Below are 17,554 nucleotides of genomic sequence, written 5' to 3' on the forward strand. Positions count from 1 at the left end.
TGGGGTTTATGTAGGATTTTTTGTTTTTCTCTCGCGGCCATGTGTTTTCCTGCTTCACTGCGTCGTCGCAGTTCATAGATGCAGCCAATACTCAGCTTTGGCTCGCAAGCGCTTGTTCTTCCCAGTTTTTTGACGTTTAAAGTGGCCGGGCGGTGTATGATTGCGCCCGTCAGCCCCGCCGGGGCTTGTGGAATACCTCCATGGACTTACCCAGTAGTTGCTCAGTACCCCGTTTTACCAATCATGAATTGACTGATTGATCCTTCCGGCGTGCCCCGCTGCTGGGAGTGGAGTTCGCCTATGACCGAAGTAGAAGTAAAGAAAACACAAGAAAGCCTGCAGGACCGTCTGGCTCAAGTCATCGAGCTGCTGCAGCGCCAACGCGTGGTCGAAGACCTCACGCACCGCCAGGATGGCCCGAACAACAATCTGGTCGAAAACCTGGTTCACCGGCAAAACCTCGTTGAGTTGCAACGCAAGCTCGACGACCTTCACTCTGCCGACGTCGCCTACATTCTCGAAGCCTTGCCGCTGGACGATCGACTGACCCTCTGGCAGTTGGTCAAGGCTGAGCGAGATGGCGACATCCTGCTCGAAGTATCCGACTCGGTTCGTGAAACCCTGATCGCCGACATGGACGATCACGAACTCCTGGCTGCGGCCAAGGAGATGGATGCCGACGAACTGGCCGACCTGGCCCCTGAACTGCCCCGTGATGTTGTCCATGAGCTGATGGAAGCCCTCGATGGCCAGCAACGTGAGCGTGTGCGCTCCGCGCTGTCCTACGACGAGGATCAAGTCGGCGCGCTGATGGACTTCGAGATGGTCACCATCCGCGAAGACGTCAGTCTGGAAGTGGTCTTGCGTTACCTGCGTCGTCTCAAAGAGTTGCCGGGCCATACCGACAAGCTGTTTGTGGTCGACTATGAAGGCATTCTCAAGGGTGTTTTGCCAATCAAGCGGCTGCTGGTGAATGATCCAGACAAGAAAGTCGCAGACCTGATGGCCAGCGACACGGTGAGTTTCCACCCGGATGAAGACGCGTACGAGGCCGCACAGGCGTTTGAGCGTTATGACTTGATCTCGGCGCCGGTGGTCGACAAGAACGGCAAGCTGATCGGCCGTTTGACCATCGATGAAATGGTCGACCTGATTCGTGAAGAGAGTGAGACTGAAGTCCTCAACATGGCAGGTTTGCGTGAAGAGGAAGATATCTTTGCCTCGGTCTGGCGCTCACTGCATAACCGCTGGGCGTGGCTGGCCATTAACCTGATCACCGCTTTTATCGCGTCGCGGGTTATCGGATTGTTCGAGGGTTCGATCGAGAAGCTGGTGGCGCTCGCAGCACTGATGCCGATTGTGGCTGGTATCGGCGGTAACTCCGGTAACCAGACGATTACCATGATCGTGCGCGCCATGGCGCTGGATCAGGTGAGTACAGCGAACTCGTCACGTCTGCTGCGCAAAGAGTTGGCGGTTGGCCTGATCAATGGCCTGGTGTGGGGTGGGGTGATCGGTGTGGTGGCCTACTTGCTGTATGGCAGTTGGTCGCTCGGTGTGGTGATGACCGCAGCTATGACGCTCAACCTGCTGCTGGCGGCGCTGATGGGGGTACTGATCCCGATGACCCTGGCCCGCCTTGGGCGCGACCCGGCAATGGGTGCCAGCGTAATGATCACGGCCATGACCGACAGTGGTGGCTTCTTCATATTCCTGGGTTTGGCAACGATCTTCCTGCTCTGATCTTGCATGGCGCGCCGGCTTCCTCTGCAGGAGCTGGCTTGCCTGCGATCGCATCCCCTCGGTTTAACTGATAGACCGTATCGCTCGGATCGCCGGCAAGCCGGCTCCTACAAAAAATCCCACGCAAAAAAAAGCCAGCACAGGGCTGGCTTCGGCTTTCAGTTGCAGATCAATTGGCTTCTGCGGCCGCCTCAACGTCATGCGCGATAAGCGAGACGAGAGCATTTTGCTGGCGGTGGGAGAGCTGACGAAAACGCTGCAGCAGTTCGCGTTCGTGCAGCGACAGCTCGGGGCTGTCCAGGCGCATGCTCAACTCGTCGCCCAGCGCACCTTCCTGAATGAGGCTTTGTTCCAGGCGCGCGATGATTTCGGAGTTCATGCTGCGGTGATGATTGCGAGCCACCTCGGCAATGCGTTCCCGCATTCCGTCTGGCAGACGTACGACGAACTTGTCAGCCGTACGGCTGGAATAAATTGCCTGTTTCAATGGGCGCATATATTTAACCGGTTAGTTCAGGGGAGCGGTTTTTGGAATTGGCCGCAAGATGAGTGTTAAGACAAGGCTCACGACCAAAGTTCAACCTGAATTGCAAAGAGGCCGCATCATGCCTCAGATTTGACATTTCCTTGGCGTCAATTCTGTGACAAATATTGAACTGGCTAAAGGCTTTATGCCAGCACTGATTTGCATTTTTGCGGACTGGTTGGAAAAATTTTCAACGCGTGAATCCGCGATGGAACTTGCCGTCAGCCCATGCCGCCACAGGGTTTGAGGCCGCACATCCTATAGCAAAGTGGCCTTTTGCCCTTAAGTTTAAGACTAGTGGCAATTTGCCGATTAGCGAGGGGAAGGCGACATAAGGTAGGGAGGTGGGTTAGCGCAAGACTGGGTCGAATTTGATGCGTCGACCCACGATCAAGGTGAGCAACAACAGGCTGGCAAACACGCCACTGGCGACGAATGCGGTCGTTTGGCCGTCTTGGGATTCAGCCCCCAGGCCGAGAATCCCTGTTGATGCGGTCATGCATAAAAACAGCCAGGCAAATTTGTTCATCAGAGGTTCCTCAGAAAACCCAGTGCCCAGAGGCGGGTGCGGACTGAGTGTCTTGGGTAAGGCGTACAGGCGATTGCGCATTGGGGGTCATCACCGCCAGTTGCGGGCGTTGCTGCAGGTGATGTGGCACGGCCTGGCTGATCTGCGCAGGATCGTTGCTGCCGGTCGATTGAAAGTGAAACATCAGCAATGCAGCCAGGGCTACGGTGTTGAGGGCTAACAGAAGGGCACTGTTCATGGTCATGTTCTCCGCTTAACGCCGTGGCTTATTGGGTTTGTAGGAGAAGTATTGCAGGTGTCGTGCCAATCTATTAGTTCAATAAAATCAAAGGCTTGAGTCTACTTTAAACGATTGAAAGGTTGCAATTTGCAATGATGGCTTTTTGGGGGAGTGCATTTTGCACGATGGGCTCGCGGGCCTGTATTTTCGGGGTCAGGGCGGGATAAATGAGGTCGGTATCGGCCTACACTCAAAAAGCCTACGGACGACATGACAAAACCCACCTCGGCCGTTAACATGCACGCCGTCCGTCGCCGCGCCTTCAGCGCAGCGGCTGTCATTTGTCCCAGTAGCTCAATTGGATAGAGCATCCCCCTCCTAAGGGGAAGGTTGGCCGTTCGAACCGGCCCTGGGACACCAGATCCAAAGCCCCGCACAGATCCGTCTGGCGGGGCTTTTTTGTGGGCATTTTCTGAAGATGGGTCGAACCTTGCCAGGGTTCTGGGTTCACACCCCTTGCGTCGTGTATTTATCGCAATCCGTGTATCCCGCGAGCAGCCAGACAGCGTCTGAGCCTTAAAGCAAAATAATCCCCGGAAACAGCGCATACCGCCTGTCCGGACCCGGCCACCCCGGACTATCATGCCGATAGCCCTGTCTCTCACCGCAAGGAGCCGCTCGGAACGCCGATGCGCCAGATCTGGAAATCTTTTCGAGCCCTTTATTTCGCCTCCTTGATGATGCTGATCGGCTCCGGCCTGCTCAGTACTTACCTTGCCCTGCGCCTGGCGGCTGATCATGTCGACAGCCTGTGGGTGGGTGCGTTGATGGCGGCCAACTATTTTGGCCTGGTACTGGGTGGCAAGATCGGGCACCGCCTGATTGCCCGGGTCGGGCATATCCGCGCCTATGCAACCTGCGCCGGGATTGTCGGTGCGGCCGTGCTGGGCCATGGCCTGGTCGACTGGCTGCCGGCGTGGATCGTGCTGCGGATGATCGTGGGCCTGGGCATGATGTGCCAGTACATGGTTATCGAGAGCTGGCTCAATGAGCAGGCGGACGCCAAGCAGCGTGGCGTGGTGTTCAGCGGTTACATGATCGCTTCCTACCTGGGCTTGGTCCTCGGTCAACTGATCCTGGTCATGCACCCTCAGCTTGGCCTTGAATTGCTGATGCTGGTGGCGCTGTGTTTCGCCCTGTGCCTGGTGCCGGTGGCCATGACCCGGCGGATTCACCCGGCGCCGCTGCATCCTGCGCCGATGGAGCCGCGCTTCTTTATCAAGCGCGTGCCGCAGTCGTTGAGTACAGTACTTGGGGCGGGTGTAATCGTGGGCTCGTTCTACGGCCTGGCGCCGCTCTATGCCTCTCAGCAAGGCTTGACCACCGAGCAGGTGGGTCTGTTCATGGGTAGCTGCATTTTCGCCGGCCTGTTGGTGCAGTGGCCGTTGGGCTGGTTGTCGGACCGTTATGACCGTGCGCTGCTGATCCGTTGTTTTGCCCTGTGCCTGGCGGTGGCTGCATTACCGCTGGCAATAATGACTCAGGTGCCGCTTGAAGTGTTGTTCGTGGCGGGCTTCCTGTGTTCGCTGGTGCAGTTCTGCCTGTATCCACTGGCGGTGGCGTTCTCCAACGACCATGTGGAAGGTGACCGCCGCGTGTCGCTAACGGCGATGCTGCTGGTGACCTATGGCGTCGGCGCGAGTGTCGGGCCGTTGCTGGCGGGTGTGGTGATGAAGATGTTCGGTAGCCACATGCTGTATGCGTTTTTCAGCCTGTGCGCGTTGATCCTGGTGTGGCGTATCCGGCCAAAAGCTGTGACCAACCTGCATCAGGTGGACGATGCACCGTTGCATCACGTCGCGATGCCCGACAGCATGTCCAGCTCGCCGCTGGTGGCCGCATTGGACCCGCGTGTGGATGAACAGGTGGTGCAGGAGCAAATGCAAACCGCCGTCCCGGACGCTGAGCCGCAAACGGATCCGAACCCAGAGCCGGATGAGCCGCTCTTTGAAGGGCCGCCTGAACCCGTGGGACCAGACGAGCACCCTCACGACTTGAGCCGGGCGCGTCCCTGAAAGCAAAAACGGGCAGATCCCATCAGGATCTGCCCGTTTTTTTGCCGCGATCTTTAAGTTTTAAAAATCATCGTCTTTGTCGAAGCGCCGTGCTTCGCGTTGCAGCTGATACACAAAACGCTCGACTTGGCGCTGCACCAAGCCACTCATGTTGTGGAAGCGCACACCGGCGAAGGTGGTGTTGATCTTCTCTTCGAAGTGCAGGTAACGCAGTTCGACCGAGGTGGTCATGCTGCCAAAGGGCAGGGCGGCGATAAAGCGGTCGTAGACCTGGCCCAGTTGCAAGCGCTCGGAGATATCCCCTTCAAAGCGCAGCTTGCAGCCGGTGGCGGAAATATCCAGCAGCTTGCCGCTGATCGGTGCCTTGAGCTTCTCGCCGCCCAGTTCGATGTTGACCAGTTGGGCCAGTTTCAAGGCGGCGCGGAAGGCATTGCGGCGCTGGTGGTAGACCACTTCGTCGGGCATGCCGCCGGTGTAGATGCGGTGGCCGTCTTTTTCACTGATTGTGTAAGTACCGTTACTTTCCCATGCGACGCGCACGCCTTCATGAAAACCTTCGATACGAAACGGCTCGCCGCTTTCGAGGAAGCGCTCACCGTCACGCGGAATCATTTCGTCCAGTGCCAGGGTCTTGCTGTCCCGGTCCACGTCGACCAGGTAGCTCTGGAAGCGCTGGCTGCGCTCATGAAAGGTGATGATCAGCGGGTCATGGCTGTCTTGCAGCATCCGCAAGGTGCTGGCGATTTCCAGAGGCGTGGTGAGGACCTTGGGTGGCTGCGGGGCATCTTCCGCATTAAGGGCGTTGAACACGGTTCTTCCATCTCCAGACAAAATACGACTACACGCAAGAGCAGGCATTCTGCCAGTATGTGGCGCGCCTTGGATAGGTGCGCTGTAAACCGGCGTCAGGCTTGGCTGCGGGTGCTTGGCTTGACCAGGCGCGAGGTGGAACCCTGGGCATTGTAAAGCGCCGGAGGCTCTCCGCCGTGAAGTATACGCAACTGGTTGGCGGTCGTGGCTTGCTGAAGCTGGATCGACTGACCGTTGAGCAGGTTGGCTTCCTGGCACTGGGTGAGCAATTGATTGAGTTCTTTGCTCTGGGCCAGTAGTTGATCGCCAACCGAAGAGTGGCTAGCCAGCTGCGTCAGGCCATCATGGTCTGCGGGCAGGCCCAGGCTGACGAGGATCTGGCTACGTTTTTTGCCGTGCTGTTCCAGCAGGACAATCAGCGACTGCTTGCGCGCCAGGATTTCTTCCAGCAGGGGCATGTCCCGGCCGTAGAGGGCCAGGGATTCTTCCCTGAGCAGCTCGAGCAGCTGTTGCGTCGGCGCTAGATCATCAATGATCAGTTGAAGCAGATTTTCGTCGTGATGCATGGCTGGCCTTGGGGTTTAAGCGTCCAAAAGCCCTGCGCAGGCCTGTGCCTAGCGCTCGGCTTCGAAATTAAGCAGCTTGCTGGCTACACGGTTGCTGTCGACTTTATAGCTGCCATCGGCGATTGCCTGTTTCAATTCGGCCACACGGGCTTTATTGACCACCGGTTGATCGCGCAGCGAGTCAGTGACCTTCTGCAACTGTTGAGCCTCATTGCTCAGGTGTACGGATTCCCCGCTCTGGCTGACGCTGGCCTGTTCTGCCTTGGCGGGCAGTGGCTGGGCCTTGGCTTCTACGCTGTCTTTGGTGCCAGTAGCTCGCGTAGGGGCCGACGTTGTCGGGGTGTTATTTAAACGACTGAAATCGATGACCATGATCAAAAAACCTCTGGGTATTTGGACGCTTGCCATGTTTTCGGCCATACCCGGACAAACTTTAGGCTCGATTGACAATAAAACCTGCAGGCCGGCATCCAACCGACAGTGTAGGAAAAGCGCGCGCCCGATACCAGTAGTCTATAAAGCTACCTCCACCTGACCCGGTGCGGTGACCCGTGCCTTGATCACTCGGTTGGAGTTGAGGTTCTTCACGCGAATCTGTTCGCTCATGCCGCCATTGGACAGGGCTTCCCCCGGCATCTTTACCTGCAGCGCACCGCTGCTGGCGGAAATCACCACTTGGTCGCCCTTGCGAATCACCTCTGCCTGCTCCAGATGCACCAACGTGATGACCTGGTCGGTGACCACTGGTCGGGTCAATTTCTGCCCGACCGCCTGGTCAAGGGAGGTCAAGTAGCCCTGGCTGATCATGCTGATGTCGCGTTCGCGTAGTACCACGTCCTCGAAACCGATGATCCCGGTACGTTTGAGCGGGCGGGCAACCACCACCACATCACGGAAGAGCTTGACCTGCGCCGGTACGAAGACGGTCCAGGGCGAGGCGCCGTCGCAGCGCACCTTGACCGTCACACGGCCGATGGGCTGGGCGGGGCTTTCCAGGGTGGCTGTCAATTCCTTGTCGCACATGGGCATGCGCAGGCGTGGGTCCAACTGGTTGACCTGGATTTCATAACGCCCTGGTGTCTGGGTAGTTGCCAGATAATCTTCTACAGTGAACTCAAGAAAGCCTTGGGTGACGCCGATAAGTAGATCAGGCAAGGTGACGTTGTCTGCGCGGGCCGCGGTGCCCAGGCCGAAGGCAAGCAGCACCAGCGGTGCGCAAAGCAATGTGCGGTACCGTGTCAGGATGGGGCGTCGGGAAACTGTCGTTTTAATATCCATGACCAATAAATAGCAAAGGCCGTGCCGTTTAGAGTTGGGTGCGCGTCACTGTCCTTATAGGTATGGCCAAAGGTTTTAGCGTGGGAGTCAAGGCATGGCAGGAGTAATGGATTCAGTAAACCAGCGCACACAGCTGGTAGGGCAGAATCGCCTGGAGTTGTTGCTTTTTCGCCTGGATGGCAAGCAGTTGTATGGCATCAACGTGTTCAAGGTGCGGGAAGTGCTGCAATGCCCCAAGCTGACGATCATGCCCAAGTCGAGCCCGGTGGTGTGTGGCGTCGCCAATATCCGTGGCGCGACCATCCCGATTCTTGACCTGTCCCTGGCCACGGGTTCGGCGGGTTTGCAGGACCGTGAGAACCCGTTCGTCATCATTACCGAGTACAACACCAAGACTCAGGGTTTCCTGGTGCGCTCGGTGGAGCGCATCGTCAACATGAACTGGGAAGAGATCCATCCGCCGCCCAAGGGCACCGGTCGCGATCACTACCTCACGGCGGTGACGCGGGTGGATAACCAGTTGGTGGAAATTATCGACGTGGAGAAGATCCTCGCCGAAGTGGCACCTACCTCGGAATCGATTTCCGTGGGGGTGGTGGACGCCGAAACCGCGCACAAGGCGATCTCCCTGCGTGTATTGACGGTGGACGACTCCTCGGTGGCGCGTAAACAGGTGACCCGTTGCCTGCAAACCGTCGGCGTGGAAGTGGTGGCCCTCAATGATGGTCGCCAGGCGTTGGATTACCTGCGTAAGCTGGTGGATGACGGCAAGAAACCGGAGGAAGAATTCTTGATGATGATCTCCGACATCGAGATGCCGGAAATGGACGGCTACACCCTCACGGCCGAGATACGTAACGATCCACGCATGCAAAAACTGCATATCATCCTGCATACTTCGTTGTCGGGTGTATTCAACCAGGCGATGGTCAAGAAAGTCGGTGCCGATGACTTCCTGGCCAAATTCCGTCCTGATGACCTGGCATCCCGGGTTGTCGACCGGATCAAGGCAGCAGATCACGGCTAGGGGGATTTCCCCCTGGCGGTCACACGATTTAAGAGGCGGTATCATTGTCTACGGGTAATTTGGATTTCGAACAGTTCCGGGTCTTCCTGGAAAAAGCCTGTGGCATATTGCTCGGTGAAAACAAGCAGTACCTGGTATCCAGCCGTCTCAACAAACTGATGGAGCAGCAGGGCATCAAGTCGTTGGGTGAGCTGGTCCAGCGCATCCAGGGGCAGCCGCGCAGCGGGCTCAAGGAAATGGTGGTCGATGCCATGACCACCAACGAAACCCTGTGGTTTCGCGACACCTATCCGTTTGAAGTGCTCAAGAGCAAAGTGCTCCCGGAAGCCATCAAGGCCAGCCCGGGCCAGCGCCTGCGCATCTGGTCGGCCGCCTGTTCCTCGGGGCAGGAACCGTACTCGATTTCGATGTCGATCGATGAGTTCGAGCGGACGAACATGGGCCAGTTGAAGGCTGGGGCGCAAATCGTGGCCACTGACCTGTCCGGCACCATGCTCACCAACTGCAAGACTGGCGAGTACGACAGCCTGGCCCTGGGCCGTGGCTTGTCGCAGGAGCGCCTGCAACGTTACTTCGATCCGAAAGGGGCGGGGCGCTGGGCGGTCAAGGCGCCGATCAAGAATCGTGTGGAGTTCCGCTCGTTCAACCTGCTCGACAGCTACGCCAGCCTGGGCAAGTTCGACATGGTGTTCTGCCGCAACGTGCTGATCTACTTCTCGGCCGAAGTGAAGAAAGACATCCTGCTGCGCATCCATGGCACGCTCAAGCGTGGCGGCTACCTTTTCCTGGGTGCTTCCGAAGCGCTGAACGGTCTGCCGGATCATTACCAGATGGTGCAGTGCAGCCCGGGGATCATTTACCAGGCTAAGTAAGTCGTACGCGGTAAAAATGTGGGAGCGGGCTTGCTCGCGAAAGCGCAGTGTCAGTCGATGCATGTATCAACTGACAGACTGCATTCGCGAGCAAGCCCGCTCCCACATTTGTTTTTGCGGCAAACCTTTCAATAGCGGCAACCCGGATTGCCGCTTTACTGGCACCACGCGGAAACCCGTTGCCGCTTTTCTGGCATTGCCGCCCGGCAATCCGCCCCCAAGCCCTTTAAATACGGGCTTCCCACAAACTGGCACACACCTTGCTATAACCCAGTTAACGAAAAGCAGGTCAGCCCTTAAAGGTTTCCACCATGAGCATCAGCTTCGATAAAGCGCTCGGTATCCACGAACAAGCCCTGGGCTTCCGCGCCCAGCGTGCCGAAGTCCTGGCCAACAACATTGCCAACGCCGACACCCCGAACTACAAGGCTCGGGACCTGGACTTTTCCGCCGTGCTCGCTGCACAGCAGGACAAGACCAAGAACGGCACCTTCGCCTTGAACATGACCAACAGCCGTCATATCGAAGCCCAAGGCCTGAGCAATGGTGACGAGTCGTTGCTGTATCGCACGCCGATGCAGCCCTCGATCGACCAGAACACCGTCGACGCGCAGCTGGAGCAATCGGCCTACGCCGAGAACTCGGTGAACTTCCAAGCCAGCTTCACCCTGCTTAACAGCAAATTCAAAGGGCTGATGTCAGCCCTGCGTGGAGAGTAAGCCATGTCCCTGTCCAGTGTTTTCAATATTGCCGGCAGTGGCATGAGCGCGCAGACCACGCGTTTGAACACCGTCGCCAGTAACATCGCCAACGCCGAGACCGTGTCTTCGAGCATTGACCAAACCTACCGCGCCCGCCACCCGGTGTTCGCCACCATGTTCCAGGGCGGCCAGGCGGGCGGCAGCGATTCGTTGTTCCAGGACCAGGGTGCAGCAGGCTCCGGCGTGCAAGTGCTCGGTGTGGTCGAAGACCAGAGCAACCTTGAAGCCCGTTACGAACCCAACCATCCCGCCGCGAACGAAAAGGGTTATGTCTATTACCCCAACGTCAACGTGGTCGAGGAAATGGCCGACATGATTTCCGCCAGCCGCTCGTTCCAGACCAACGCGGAAATGATGAACACCGCCAAAACCATGATGCAGAAGGTCCTGACCCTGGGTCAGTGATAAGGGGCGCCAAATAATGGCCATTGTTGATACGAGTAACAACACGCCAGTCCAGGACCTTTTCAATTCCAAGGTCAAGACCGCCACAGACAACGCCAGCAGCTTGGGCGACGCTTCCAAGGCCGCGACCGGCAAGCAGTCGCTGGGCAAGGATGCGTTCCTGCAACTGTTGGTTACCCAGCTGAAGAACCAGAACCCTCTGTCGCCGCAAGACAACGGCGCGTTCGTGGCTCAGTTGGCGCAGTTCAGCAGCCTGGAGGGCATCAATACGCTGAATGACTCGGTGAATGCGATCTCCAGCAACTTCAGCTCGTCGCAAGCGCTGCAGGCATCGTCGCTGGTAGGCCGCTCGATCATCATCCAGACCGACAAGGCCATGGTGGATACCAGCAAGAGCATGACCGGTTCGGTGGATGTGAAAACGGCGACGGGCAACGTCACCGTCAAGGTCACCGACAAAGACGGCAACCTGGTGCGCACCATCGAAATGGGCGCCCAGGCTGTCGGCAGTCAGAGCTTTATCTGGGATGGCAAGAACGAGAAGGGCGAGGTCGCTCCTGCGGGCACCTACACCTTCAATGCCACCACCAAGAATGACAAGGGCGACGCCGTTGCCCTGACCACTTCGCTGCCAGCAACGGTAACGAGCGTGACCTTGAGCAAGACCGGCGGCGAAATGCTGTTGAACCTGGCTGGCGGCATGGGCAGCGTCAAGCTGTCGCAAATTCAGACTATCGGTACATAGAGCCGGCTAAATACGGCAGAGGGAGAGAAACATGTCTTTTAACATCGGCCTTAGCGGCCTCTATGCGGCCAACAAACAACTGGACGTGACTGGCAACAACATCGCCAACGTCGCGACCACTGGCTTCAAGTCGTCCCGTGCGGAATTCGCCGACATCTACGCGGCCTCCAAGCTGGGCACCGGCCAGAACAGCATCGGTAACGGTGTGAACCTGGCGGCGGTATCCCAGCAGTTCACCCAAGGTGACGTGAACGGTAGCGGCGGCATCCTGGACATGGCGATCCAGGGCGGCGGCTTCTTCGTGCAGAAGGGCAGTGACGGTTCGCTGGAGTACACCCGTAGCGGTGCCTTCCGTGCCGACAAAGACGGCTACATCACCAACAACACTGGCACCTCGCGCCTGCAAGGTTATGCGGCGGATGCGGATGGCAAGATCATCAAGGGCGGCCTGACCGACCTGCAACTGAACCTGTCGAACCTGCCGCCCAAGGCGTCCACCAAAGTGGACTCCACCAGTAACCTGAACTCTTCGGAGCCGGTGATCGACCAGGCGGCCAAGCCGTTCAACCCGAACGACACCAGCACCTTTACCACCCAGTACAGCACCACCTTGTACGACTCCCAGGGCAATGCACACCCAATGGTGCAATACCTGGTGAAAACCGACGGCAACAAGTGGAATGCCTATACGCTGATTGACGGCCGCAACCCGGACGGTTCACCTCCTTTCGGCACCGGTGCCGATGTGAAGGCGCCAGTACCGTCGACATTGAGCTTTGACGGTGCCGGCAAACTCACCAGCGTCGTGACGGGTACTGTTTCCAACAAGACCTTGACCATCACCGGTTGGGTCCCTGGCACCGTGACCGATGGTGTGTGGAAGAAAAATGGTGCTGATGCGAACCCGGCCGGCATCGCCGTCAACATGGCCAACATCACCCAGTACAACTCGGCCACTTACCGTAACCCACCGGTCACCGATGGCTACGCCACCGGCCAGATCACCGGCCTGAAAATCGACGGCAGCGGCGTACTGTTCGCAACGTTCAGCAACCAGCAGAGCAAGGCCATCGGCCAGATCTCCCTGGCCAGCTTTAACAACGAACAAGGCCTGCAGCCGGCTGGCGGAACCACCTGGAGAGAGACCTTCGCTTCGGGCCAGCCAGGTTATGACACCCCGCAAGCCGGCACCCTGGGCTCGATCGTGGCCAACTCCCTGGAGAACTCCAACGTCAACCTGACCAACGAGCTGGTGGACCTGATCAAAGCGCAGAGCAACTATCAGGCGAACGCCAAGACCATCTCCACCCAGAGCACCATCATGCAGACCATCATTCAGATGACGTGATGCGGTAGCGCTCCACAAGAAACCCCTCGTAAGAGGGGTTTTTTGTGGGCGTGAGAAAAGAACCTGCAACCACTGAGTTTTCGCGTTGAATTGCTTGATGAGGAACGCCCAGTCCCTGTCTTGCCACTGATCGGAGCAGAGCCCAAGAGGTTCACCAATCAATGGGGGAGCGTATGTGGAGTGCTGCAGGTATTTACGGGGCAGGTGGCGGGCGTGCTGTTCCGATAGGCATCGTAGCCCGAGGGGAGTCAGCGCCCGTCACGCCCGTTGCGCAAATGATTGCGGCGAAGCAGCTTCTTAACGAACTGTTTGATGCGCAGCAAACCGGCAAGAATCAAACGGTTCAAGACACGCGCGATAAATTGAACAGGCTGCGTGAGCAACTGGGTGATGAAAAATTCAAGACAATCCTGAACACGCTGATCGAAGAGGCGAATCAGCCGTTTCTTGAGTTTCTCAAACGGCTGCTGAGAGCGTTGTTTCCGGAGGACGACGACGACGTAGCGCCACCTCTGCCATCACCGGGAGGCAGCGGCGGTCGCAGGGTCAACCCGCGTGATTTTGGCGGCAGTGAGCCCATGACCAACAAGCCCTTCAGTGAAGGGGCGCGCCACTTTGACTACAAACCTGATCACAGTAATCCCGGCAAGAGGCCGGGTGTCGGCAAGGGAGATGGCAACATCTGGAGTGGTTTCAAGCAGGGGCCGGATGGGAACTGTGTCACCGTTTCAGCCATAAAGGCCGCCATGATGAAGTTTGGTCAGAAACCCACCGATGTCTTCAAGGACGTGCGGCAAGCGGGCGACGGTTATGACGTGAAGATGCGAGATGGGTTCGAGCTGCATCTGTCTAAGGACGAATTGAAGCAGGCTGCAAGGTATGCGCAGTTCCAAGGAGATGATCCGGCCATGATGACCGATGCTAACTTCATGTACGCGGCAAGTGCCAAGCGAGCGCAGAAAGAGGGCAATGGGTTCGACGACAATACCAATACTGCAAAACAGAGCTTTGCCCATGCGATGCAGAGTTTGAACAATGGCGAAATGGGCTGGGAGGCGCTGAATAGGCTTGGGTTGAACGGTTTTTACCGGAGCTCTTCGAGCGCTGAACTCGCAAGCGGTAAGTTAGGCGTCGTGGATTACGGTGGCCATTCGATGGCTGTGATAGAGGGCAGCATAGAGCTTTGGGGACGGCGGGGTGGCGCGCCACGGCCGGGTAATGCGTACACGTTTAAATGATCGCTCATAAAAAAACCGATAAGCCCTGTGAGTACAGGCCTTATCGGTTTTACTCGATCCCGGGCAGTTAGGCCCGGGACCGGCTCAGCTTATTGGCAAGCTTCGCAATCCGGCTCATCGATCGCGCAAGCCTTTGGCACTGGGGCCGGGCCGGCTGGAGCAGCCAGTACCGAATCATCACCGTGGTTGCCGCTGGAAACCGCGTTCAGCTTACCGGTGTTGATGGTCGACTTCTCGGTGCTGGTCGCGGCCAGGGCACGGAGGTAGTAAGTGGTTTTCAGGCCACGGTACCACGCCATGCGGTAGGTCACGTCGAGCTTCTTGCCCGAAGCGCCGGCGATGTACAGGTTCAGCGACTGAGCCTGGTCGATCCACTTCTGACGACGGCTGGCGGCGTCAACGATCCACTTGGTGTCCACTTCGAAGGCCGTCGCGTAGAGCTCTTTGAGTTCTTGCGGGATGCGCTCGATCTGCTGCACGGAGCCGTCGTAGTACTTCAGGTCGTTGATCATGACCGAGTCCCACAGGCCGCGGGCTTTCAGGTCGCGGACCAGGTACGGGTTGATCACGGTGAATTCGCCCGACAGGTTCGATTTCACATACAGGTTCTGGTAAGTCGGTTCGATCGACTGCGATACGCCGGTGATGTTGGCGATGGTCGCGGTCGGTGCGATGGCCATGATGTTGGAGTTACGAATACCTTTCTGCACACGGGCACGTACTGGCGCCCAGTCCAGGGATTCTTCCAGGTCAACATCAATGTACTTCTGGCCACGTTGCTCGATCAGGATCTGTTGCGAATCCAGCGGCAGGATGCCCTTGGACCACAGCGAGCCCTGGAACGTCTCGTAGGCACCGCGCTCGTCGGCCAGGTCGCAGGAAGCCTGGATCGCGTAATAGCTGACCGCTTCCATGGACTTGTCGGCGAACTCGACCGCCGCGTCCGAACCGTATGGAATGTGCTGCAGGTACAGCGCGTCCTGGAAGCCCATGATGCCCAGGCCCACGGGACGGTGCTTGAAGTTGGAGTTCTGCGCCTGTGGCACCGAGTAGTAGTTGATGTCGATCACGTTATCGAGCATGCGCACGGCGGTGTTGACGGTACGTTCCAGCTTGGCGGTGTCCAGCTTGCCGTTGACGATGTGGTTCGGCAGGTTGATCGAGCCCAGGTTGCAAACGGCGATCTCGTCCTTGTTGGTGTTCAAGGTGATCTCGGTGCACAGGTTCGAGCTGTGGACCACGCCCACGTGCTGCTGCGGGCTGCGCAGGTTGCACGGGTCTTTGAAGGTCAGCCATGGGTGGCCGGTTTCAAACAGCATGGACAGCATTTTGCGCCACAGGTCTTTGGCCTGGATGGTCTTGAACAGCTTGACCTTGCCTGGGTACTCGGTGAGGGCTTCGTAGTACTCGTAGCGCTCTTCGAAGGCTTTACCGGTCAGGTCGTGCAGGTCCGGCACTTCGGATGGCGAGAACAGAGTCCACTTGCCGTCATCGAAGACACGCTTCATGAACAGGTCAGGGATCCAGTTGGCGGTGTTCATGTCGTGGGTACGACGACGGTCATCACCGGTGTTCTTACGCAGCTCGATGAACTCTTCGATGTCCATGTGCCAGGTTTCCAGGTAGGCACAGACAGCGCCTTTGCGCTTGCCGCCCTGGTTGACCGCAACGGCGGTGTCGTTCACGACTTTCAGGAACGGAACAACGCCCTGGGACTTGCCGTTGGTGCCCTTGATGTACGAACCCAGTGCGCGCACCGGGGTCCAGTCGTTACCCAGGCCGCCAGCGAATTTGGACAACATGGCGTTGTCGTGGATCGCGTGGTAGATGCCCGACAGGTCATCCGGCACGGTGGTCAGGTAGCAGCTGGACAGCTGTGGACGCAGGGTGCCGGCGTTGAACAGGGTCGGGGTCGACGACATGTAGTCAAAGGACGACAACAGGTTGTAGAACTCGATGGCACGGTCTTCTTTCTGCTTCTCTTCGATCGCCAGGCCCATGGCCACGCGCATGAAGAACACTTGCGGCAGTTCGAAGCGGATACCGTCCTTGTGGATGAAGTAACGGTCGTACAGGGTTTGCAGGCCCAGGTACGTGAACTGCTGGTCGCGCTCGTGGTTGATCGCCTTGCCGAGTTTTTCCAGGTCGAAGGTGGCCAGGACCGGGTTCAGCAATTCGAATTCGATACCCTTGGCGATGTAGGCCGGCAGGGCCTTGGCGTACAGGTCGGCCATTTCGTGGTGGGTGGCGCTGTCGGCGACTTTCAGGAAGCCCAGGCCTTCGGCACGCAGGGTGTCCATCAGCAGGCGCGCGGTCACGAACGAGTAGTTCGGCTCACGTTCAACCAGGGTACGGGCGGTCATCACCAGGGCGGTGTTGACGTCGGTCAGGGCCACGCCGTCGTACAGGTTTTTCAGGGTTTCGCGCTGGATCAGGTCACCATCGACTTCTTCCAGGCCTTCGCAGGCCTCGGTGATGATGGTGTTCAGGCGGCCCAGGTCCAGCGGTGCAAAGCTACCGTCGGCCAGGGTGATGCGGATCGACGGGTGAGCCTGTACGGCGGCTTCTTCGGCCGGGGAACGTACGGCACGTTCCTTGGCGCGCGAGTCGCGATAGATCACGTAGTCGCGGGCAACTTTCTGCTCGCCGGCACGCATCAGGGCCAGTTCGACCTGGTCCTGGATTTCTTCGATATGGATGGTGCCGCCCGAAGGCATGCGACGCTTGAAGGTCGCGGTGACTTGTTCGGTCAGGCGGGCAACGGTGTCGTGGATGCGCGACGAGGCAGCAGCGGTGCCGCCTTCAACTGCAAGAAACGCTTTGGTGATGGCGACGGTGATTTTGTCATCGGTGTAAGGAACGACAGTGCCGTTACGCTTGATCACGCGCAATTGGCCAGGTGCGGTGGCGGACAGATCCAGGTTCGAATCGGCGGCCTGCGGCACGGAGCCTTGCGGGTTCTCGCGAGTTGTGTCGGTTTGCATGGGGGGTTGTCTCCACGTTCTATATTTGATTGCGAGTGCCAGGCTCTTCCTGCAACACCCGTACCGTTTTCCATATCGGGGATGGGAAACAGCTGCCATCCGCGTGAGCGGTTTGGTCTACTGAAAATCGGTTGGTTCCATGCTGCGCTAGCAATAAAACGCTTGAATTTCTTGCCACTTGTGTGGTTGGGCGCTTTCTTCAAAAACCCCACATGTAGGGTCTTCTCCAGTGCCGAGGTACAAGATAATGCGTTTTCGAGGGGTTAGCAACGCAGTAACCTGTGGATAACGCTGTGGGTAAAATGTGTAAGAAAGGTTGAATGGGTGCGTAGGCCGCACTGCTGCTGGATTACGCCGTTTGTCATTAAATGTTTCGGGCTTAAAACAACCTGCCCATTTTCGAAGGGCGCGAACCCTATCACAAAAA

The 17,554-nt window shown here is 57.9% G+C and carries 17 protein-coding genes and 1 tRNA gene; 10 read left to right on the forward strand and 8 right to left on the reverse strand.

Translation table 11 applies throughout. The features are described 5' to 3' along the window. Positions 1-300 precede the first annotated feature (300 nt). On the forward strand, positions 301-1,743 hold the full coding sequence (gene mgtE, locus ACP7C6_RS10030) for a magnesium transporter (protein WP_028617608.1): 1,443 nt from the start codon (positions 301-303) through the stop codon (positions 1,741-1,743). Between the two features lie 169 nt (positions 1,744-1,912). Here mgtE and ACP7C6_RS10035 read toward each other — a convergent pair whose 3' ends face one another. The 3 genes from ACP7C6_RS10035 to ACP7C6_RS10045 all read right to left on the reverse strand — a co-directional run bounded on the left by ACP7C6_RS10035 (position 1,913) and on the right by ACP7C6_RS10045 (position 3,036). Continuing rightward, positions 1,913-2,239 carry an Arc family DNA-binding protein gene (locus tag ACP7C6_RS10035; RefSeq protein WP_003175643.1) on the reverse strand — a complete coding sequence of 109 codons (327 nt, stop codon included), beginning with the start codon at positions 2,237-2,239 and terminating at the stop codon, positions 1,913-1,915. A 379-nt stretch (positions 2,240-2,618) separates the two neighbouring features. Next, positions 2,619-2,798, reverse strand: a complete 180-nt coding sequence (locus ACP7C6_RS10040) for a PA3371 family protein (RefSeq protein ID WP_028617607.1) — start codon at positions 2,796-2,798, stop codon at positions 2,619-2,621. 10 nt (positions 2,799-2,808) lie between these two features. Beyond that, a complete protein-coding gene (locus ACP7C6_RS10045; protein ID WP_028617606.1) occupies positions 2,809-3,036 on the reverse strand; it encodes a hypothetical protein in 228 nt (75 codons plus the stop codon). A gap of 325 nt (positions 3,037-3,361) precedes the next feature. On the opposite strand from ACP7C6_RS10045, the gene ACP7C6_RS10050 reads away from it, so the two are divergent. After that, positions 3,362-3,438, forward strand: a tRNA-Arg gene (locus ACP7C6_RS10050). 269 nt (positions 3,439-3,707) lie between these two features. Then, positions 3,708-5,093 carry an MFS transporter gene (locus tag ACP7C6_RS10055; RefSeq protein WP_028617605.1) on the forward strand — a complete coding sequence of 462 codons (1,386 nt, stop codon included), beginning with the start codon at positions 3,708-3,710 and terminating at the stop codon, positions 5,091-5,093. 60 nt (positions 5,094-5,153) lie between these two features. Here ACP7C6_RS10055 and ACP7C6_RS10060 read toward each other — a convergent pair whose 3' ends face one another. The 4 genes from ACP7C6_RS10060 to flgA all read right to left on the reverse strand — a co-directional run bounded on the left by ACP7C6_RS10060 (position 5,154) and on the right by flgA (position 7,747). Then, on the reverse strand, positions 5,154-5,903 hold the full coding sequence (locus tag ACP7C6_RS10060) for a flagellar brake protein (RefSeq protein WP_028617604.1): 750 nt from the start codon (positions 5,901-5,903) through the stop codon (positions 5,154-5,156). Between the two features lie 95 nt (positions 5,904-5,998). Continuing rightward, a complete protein-coding gene (locus tag ACP7C6_RS10065; RefSeq protein ID WP_028617603.1) occupies positions 5,999-6,469 on the reverse strand; it encodes a flagella synthesis protein FlgN in 471 nt (156 codons plus the stop codon). 48 nt (positions 6,470-6,517) lie between these two features. Next, positions 6,518-6,841, reverse strand: a complete 324-nt coding sequence (gene flgM, locus ACP7C6_RS10070; protein ID WP_122687331.1) for a flagellar biosynthesis anti-sigma factor FlgM — start codon at positions 6,839-6,841, stop codon at positions 6,518-6,520. Between the two features lie 141 nt (positions 6,842-6,982). Beyond that, a complete protein-coding gene (flgA, locus tag ACP7C6_RS10075) occupies positions 6,983-7,747 on the reverse strand; it encodes a flagellar basal body P-ring formation chaperone FlgA (RefSeq protein WP_028617601.1) in 765 nt (254 codons plus the stop codon). Between the two features lie 94 nt (positions 7,748-7,841). Here flgA and ACP7C6_RS10080 point away from each other — a divergent pair, with 94 nt between their 5' ends. The 7 genes from ACP7C6_RS10080 to ACP7C6_RS10110 all read left to right on the forward strand — a co-directional run bounded on the left by ACP7C6_RS10080 (position 7,842) and on the right by ACP7C6_RS10110 (position 14,143). Next, positions 7,842-8,774 carry a chemotaxis protein CheV gene (locus ACP7C6_RS10080; RefSeq protein ID WP_028617600.1) on the forward strand — a complete coding sequence of 311 codons (933 nt, stop codon included), beginning with the start codon at positions 7,842-7,844 and terminating at the stop codon, positions 8,772-8,774. Between the two features lie 44 nt (positions 8,775-8,818). Next, positions 8,819-9,646 carry a protein-glutamate O-methyltransferase CheR gene (cheR, locus tag ACP7C6_RS10085; protein WP_025854126.1) on the forward strand — a complete coding sequence of 276 codons (828 nt, stop codon included), beginning with the start codon at positions 8,819-8,821 and terminating at the stop codon, positions 9,644-9,646. A 311-nt stretch (positions 9,647-9,957) separates the two neighbouring features. After that, positions 9,958-10,365: a flagellar basal body rod protein FlgB gene (gene flgB / locus ACP7C6_RS10090; RefSeq protein ID WP_010208346.1), complete on the forward strand. Its 408-nt coding sequence runs from the start codon at positions 9,958-9,960 to the stop codon at positions 10,363-10,365. A gap of 3 nt (positions 10,366-10,368) precedes the next feature. After that, the gene (gene flgC, locus ACP7C6_RS10095) at positions 10,369-10,812 is read left to right on the forward strand and encodes a flagellar basal body rod protein FlgC (RefSeq protein WP_010208347.1); all 444 of its coding nucleotides are present in this window, start codon (positions 10,369-10,371) and stop codon (positions 10,810-10,812) included. Positions 10,813-10,828: 16 nt separating this feature from the next. Continuing rightward, positions 10,829-11,557, forward strand: coding sequence for a flagellar hook assembly protein FlgD (flgD, locus tag ACP7C6_RS10100; RefSeq protein WP_028617598.1), 729 nt, complete (start codon positions 10,829-10,831; stop codon positions 11,555-11,557). A gap of 31 nt (positions 11,558-11,588) precedes the next feature. Further along, a complete protein-coding gene (gene flgE, locus ACP7C6_RS10105) occupies positions 11,589-12,905 on the forward strand; it encodes a flagellar hook protein FlgE (protein WP_028617597.1) in 1,317 nt (438 codons plus the stop codon). 275 nt (positions 12,906-13,180) lie between these two features. Next, entirely contained in the window at positions 13,181-14,143 is a 963-nt protein-coding gene (locus ACP7C6_RS10110) for a hypothetical protein (protein ID WP_426108783.1), read from the forward strand. An 89-nt stretch (positions 14,144-14,232) separates the two neighbouring features. On the opposite strand, the gene ACP7C6_RS10115 is transcribed toward ACP7C6_RS10110, so the two are convergent. Then, a complete protein-coding gene (locus tag ACP7C6_RS10115; protein ID WP_028617595.1) occupies positions 14,233-17,127 on the reverse strand; it encodes a ribonucleoside-diphosphate reductase subunit alpha in 2,895 nt (964 codons plus the stop codon). Positions 17,128-17,554: the final 427 nt, after the last annotated feature.

Origin of the sequence: Pseudomonas sp. TWR1-1-4, from assembly GCF_049897165.1 — a bacterium.
Classification (GTDB): Bacteria; Pseudomonadota; Gammaproteobacteria; order Pseudomonadales; family Pseudomonadaceae; genus Aquipseudomonas; species Aquipseudomonas canadensis.

What these genes read in the sequence shown, in the direction of transcription:
- mgtE (WP_028617608.1), top strand. Translation starts at nt 301, where the DNA reads ATGACCGAAGTAGAAGTAAAGAAAACACAAGAAAGCCTGCAGGACCGT.
- ACP7C6_RS10035 (WP_003175643.1), bottom strand. Translation starts at nt 2,239, where the DNA reads ATGCGCCCATTGAAACAGGCAATTTATTCCAGCCGTACGGCTGACAAG.
- ACP7C6_RS10040 (WP_028617607.1), bottom strand. Translation starts at nt 2,798, where the DNA reads ATGAACAAATTTGCCTGGCTGTTTTTATGCATGACCGCATCAACAGGG.
- ACP7C6_RS10045 (WP_028617606.1), bottom strand. Translation starts at nt 3,036, where the DNA reads ATGAACAGTGCCCTTCTGTTAGCCCTCAACACCGTAGCCCTGGCTGCA.
- ACP7C6_RS10055 (WP_028617605.1), top strand. Translation starts at nt 3,708, where the DNA reads ATGCGCCAGATCTGGAAATCTTTTCGAGCCCTTTATTTCGCCTCCTTG.
- ACP7C6_RS10065 (WP_028617603.1), bottom strand. Translation starts at nt 6,469, where the DNA reads ATGCATCACGACGAAAATCTGCTTCAACTGATCATTGATGATCTAGCG.
- flgM (WP_122687331.1), bottom strand. Translation starts at nt 6,841, where the DNA reads ATGGTCATCGATTTCAGTCGTTTAAATAACACCCCGACAACGTCGGCC.
- flgA (WP_028617601.1), bottom strand. Translation starts at nt 7,747, where the DNA reads ATGGATATTAAAACGACAGTTTCCCGACGCCCCATCCTGACACGGTAC.
- ACP7C6_RS10080 (WP_028617600.1), top strand. Translation starts at nt 7,842, where the DNA reads ATGGCAGGAGTAATGGATTCAGTAAACCAGCGCACACAGCTGGTAGGG.
- flgB (WP_010208346.1), top strand. Translation starts at nt 9,958, where the DNA reads ATGAGCATCAGCTTCGATAAAGCGCTCGGTATCCACGAACAAGCCCTG.
- flgC (WP_010208347.1), top strand. Translation starts at nt 10,369, where the DNA reads ATGTCCCTGTCCAGTGTTTTCAATATTGCCGGCAGTGGCATGAGCGCG.
- flgD (WP_028617598.1), top strand. Translation starts at nt 10,829, where the DNA reads ATGGCCATTGTTGATACGAGTAACAACACGCCAGTCCAGGACCTTTTC.
- flgE (WP_028617597.1), top strand. Translation starts at nt 11,589, where the DNA reads ATGTCTTTTAACATCGGCCTTAGCGGCCTCTATGCGGCCAACAAACAA.
- ACP7C6_RS10110 (WP_426108783.1), top strand. Translation starts at nt 13,181, where the DNA reads ATGATTGCGGCGAAGCAGCTTCTTAACGAACTGTTTGATGCGCAGCAA.
- ACP7C6_RS10115 (WP_028617595.1), bottom strand. Translation starts at nt 17,127, where the DNA reads ATGCAAACCGACACAACTCGCGAGAACCCGCAAGGCTCCGTGCCGCAG.